This is a genomic window from Thermostichus sp. MS-CIW-36 (assembly GCF_054059035.1).
In genome coordinates, this window is record NZ_JBSSBR010000057.1 from 1 (window position 1) to 4,005 (window position 4,005).

At 51.9% G+C, this 4,005-nt stretch carries 2 protein-coding genes; both read left to right on the plus strand.

All coding sequences use genetic code 11. The features are described 5' to 3' along the window. Positions 1–508 precede the first annotated feature (508 nt). A complete protein-coding gene (locus tag ACVWVQ_RS14190; RefSeq protein WP_457509078.1) occupies positions 509–2,701 on the plus strand; it encodes a glycosyltransferase family protein in 2,193 nt (730 codons plus the stop codon). Between the two features lie 4 nt (positions 2,702–2,705). Continuing rightward, entirely contained in the window at positions 2,706–3,242 is a 537-nt protein-coding gene (locus tag ACVWVQ_RS14195) for a hypothetical protein (RefSeq protein ID WP_457467421.1), read from the plus strand. Positions 3,243–4,005: the final 763 nt, after the last annotated feature.

The window sequence follows — 4,005 nt, forward strand, 5'->3', positions numbered from 1 at the left end:
CTATTCAAAAGCTACCTGTGTTGCTGTTGGCCTCCTAGGGATCCATCTGTTGTCTTGAGTTACTTGGCTGTCTACAGGGCGTCTGGATCTACCCCCAGCTCCCGCAGCTTCTGGGCCAGGCGCTCTGCTCATTGTTCGGCCTGCTCAGCCCTTTGCCGCTCCAGTTCGGCCTCGGTGGGCACCAATTCCCCAGAAGCAGTGGCCCAGCAAACCCACGCGGCCTCAATGTCTGGAAACCTTCCCCCATCTCATTGTTGCCAGCAAAGCAGCTGGGGCGCTGCTGCGACCAGGCTTGGGTAACGCAGATGAGTGAGTCCATTTGGCACTTGCGCTGCCAGCTTTCCGCGAATGCACCGTCTAACTTGGTAGGTGTGTAGGTATAATCAGCACTTGGCTCCTGACTTTGTCATTATGGATGCACGTAGGGCAGGATAGTGCAAAACTAGCCCTCTTTGTAGCCTGGGCAGAAGCTACACTTTGTCAGCAGCACTGATTAGAAGGACGAGCTATGGAAAATTCCAACAAAGAAACTCTGCAACCGCGAGTTCTCCTGAGCTGGCCAACTGCGCCAGACTACGTCCCACCGCCGCAGCTTTCAGATCGGCAAGTAACTGTCTGTCCCAAAAAAAGAGTGGGGGGCTTTGGACTAGGCTATGTCAACCGTCGTGAAGGCTTGGTGGAGTGTCCGGAAGGAGATTATGACCTCTATGACTTTGTCCAGCAGTCTGAGCAGATTGTGGATAAAGAGTTTGACTTGGTGATTGTACGAACTTGCAGCTGCGAATACAGCAACCCCTTCAACACAAAAAAATTTGGCTGTCCAACTGTCTTGCTAGCCGGAGATACGCATCATTCCCACTTCCCCATCGAACATCTTTTGGCCTACTGGGCCGTTGAAGCCTTTGATTATGTTGTTACTGCTCCCAACCGCCAGCACCTGCACTGGTTTGCCGCGGCGGGCGCGGAAAACCTGGCCTGGCTACCTCTCATCTCCATGCATACGGTTGTCCACAAGTGGGTAGAAGCAAGAGAAAGCCAAGTTGTCTTTATTGGCCATCAGGGATCCGAGCATCCCAGACGTTCCCGTCTGGTCGAAGCCATAAAGAGGGCACACTTGCCCATTCTTGCCAAAACTGCCAACCGTCAAGAGGCAGCCCGCCTATTTGCCGAATCGCTGATTTCGTTTAACTGCAGCCTGAACGGGGATCTGAACTTAAGGAACTTGGAAGTGATTTCTGCAGGGGGCTTTCTGCTTACTGACCAGCTCTCCTTCGCCTCAGGATTGGACGAACTTTTGGCGCCCGGCACCTACTGCGACACCTACAACTCCGAAGCCCAACTCCTGGAGAAAATCCGCTACTACCTAGACCATCCCCAGGAGGCCATTCAAATTGCCCGCCGCGCTTACCACACCTTTGATGAAAAGTGGCATCCCCGCCACCGCATCCAAAATCTCCTGGAGTGGGTGTTTGGAGGAGAACTGCCGGAGCCTTTTCGCTACTCCCCTTGCTCCGATGCTCGCTACTTTGTCAGCACCGCCAGCTCGGCTTGGATAGACACACGGCTGGGGATTTACGAGCCCATCCAAGAGCTGCATCGAGTGCAAGAGCGGCTGCAGGTGCTGGTTAGCCAAGGTTGTCCGGAAGTGATAGCAGCAGACTTGCTGGACCTGCCGCGGCTGGAGCTGTATGTGGAAGAGGGGTTTGGGGATCCCTGTGCCCTGCTGCAGCAGAAGGGAGTGCCCGAGCGAGTTCATGAGGTGAGGGGGGAGCCGAGCAGTTGGCCCAGCTTTGATGCGGTGGTGTGCACGGTGGGAGACTTGCAGCGGCTGGGGCGGTCTGTGAGGGCTAACTTTGCTTTTGTCTTGGCAGAGGACCACCAACTTCTTTTGGCCAATGCCAGTAAGTTAATGGAAGCAGTGTCGACTGGCTTTGACTTTGGCAAACTCAGGCTTTCGGTAAAGCTCTACCCAGACACCGTTTTTTACGAGAGGACGTATCTTAACTTTCCTGTGTTTCTGTCTAGTCAGGTGCAGACGGTTATCGACATCGGAGCTGGGGTAGGCCTTGGTAGCGTTTGTTTTCGGGGTTTCTGCCCTGAGGCGGCCATTCATTGTTTTGAGGTGGATCCCTCGGCCTTGCACCTGCTGCAGCAGAATGCTCTTGGCCTGAGCAACTGCTTTGTGCATTCGTTAGCTCTACACCTGCTGCAGCAGAATATTCTCAGCTTGCGCAACTGCTTTGTGCATTCGTTAGCTCTACACCTGCTGCAGCAAAATGCTCTTGGCCTGGGCAACTGCTTTGTGCATCCGGTGGGGCTAGCGGGGCAGGATAGTTGCAGAACTTGTCGGCTCTGGCCGGAGGATCCTCAGGCCGAGTGGGGAGTGGAGCAGCTGCTCCCTTTCCGAGAAGCCAGGGAAGCTTTGAAGGAGTTGGGTTTGGAGTCCATCGATGTGCTCAGGGTAGCTACGGGTGGGGATGAGGTGGAGGTATTGGCTAACCTGCAGCCGCAGCTTAGGGACATCAAGGTGATTTACGTGGAGTTTACCTCTGAGCAAGACCGCAAGCGGATTGACCAGATGTTGGACCCTACCCATCTCCTCTGGCAGGGAGAAATTGTAGCAGGCCAAAGAGGAGTCCTTTGCTATCTAAGCAGGGCTTGCTTTGTCGACAACAATTCAAGCCTTGGAGGAGAGACTTAAGGTTATGAACTCAACCATTATCGTTACGGCTGCTGACAGCAAGTTTTTTGAATTGGTTCAGGGGACCATTCTCTCCATCCGAGAAAAACCTCAGGGGCACTCTGTAGATATTGGATTCTTGGATGTAGGCTGTACACCGGAGCAGTTGCAATGGATAGGTCAGTACGTTGACCACATTGTTGAGCCAGATTGGGACTATGATATTCCCGACATTGATAGACAACCCAAGTATCTCAAGGCACTAGTTTGTAGGCCTTTCCTTCCTGAATACTTTCCAGGCTATGAAGTTTATATTTGGATTGATGCAGATGCTTGGGTGCAAGACTGGTCTGCAATTTATCTTCTTGCTTTGGGAGCAAAAAGAAAGGGCTTTGCAATAGTCCCGGAGTTATTTGCTAAACACAGCACCAGATCCGTGAGACACGCTTGGATAGCTTTGCAATATAGTCGCTACTTTCACTACACGGATTTTGCTGGTTTAGAGATAGAGCCTTTGCTGAATGCCGGTGTGTTTTCTGGGACTGGGCGATCTCCTCACTAGTCAGCGTGGAGCAGAAGACTGAGTCAAGCCATTTATAACTGCCTTGACATCCTCACAGATCAATTTGCTTTAAACGTAGCTATTTACAAGGACTTAGGTCTGGATAGAGTTGAACTCTTGCCCTTGAGTTGTAACTGGCTAGCTAATTACCAGGAACTTCTATGGGATCCTCGGAGGAGGCTTTGGGTGGATCCTTCCTCACCTCACACTCCTCTAGGCATTGTACATATTTCAGGCCAGACTAAGGAAAAGCCAACTCACATTGTACCTACAACCGAGGGTTTTAGAGTTGAAACATACCTGAGTTACCCCATTGAGAAACTTACCTCAGTCAAGAGATACGACTACGTCTCGGCAAATCAAAAAAGAGTAAACCTTGACCCATGCTTTCCCTTTCTAGCTGCTATCGATCCACAATCTCACCCTTGGCCTCATGTGAGGAGAGAAGTTCCACATCTTTGGTACGCAGATCAACGCCAGCCTGGTATTGGCTTTGTCAGTCGAGATGAAGCCCACATTCTTTATAACACTGCCCTTAAGCTACAAGGAAAAAACGCTTTGGAGATCGGCTGTTGGCTAGGTTGGTCAACTGCGCACCTGGCGGCAGGAGGAGTTATTCTCGATGTGGTAGATCCTGCTCTGGCCGATCCCCAGATTTATGGAAGTGTGGATCAATCTCTTCGCTCGGCTGGAGTTCGCTCTAATGTCAATCTCTATCCTGGCTATAGCCCAGGGAAGGTGGAGGAGATTGCCCAGCAAGAGG

Bases quoted from the DNA above. Each gene is read 5' to 3' on its own strand.
- ACVWVQ_RS14190 (WP_457509078.1), top strand. From the start codon at position 509: ATGGAAAATTCCAACAAAGAAACTCTGCAACCGCGAGTTCTCCTGAGC.
- ACVWVQ_RS14195 (WP_457467421.1), top strand. From the start codon at position 2,706: ATGAACTCAACCATTATCGTTACGGCTGCTGACAGCAAGTTTTTTGAA.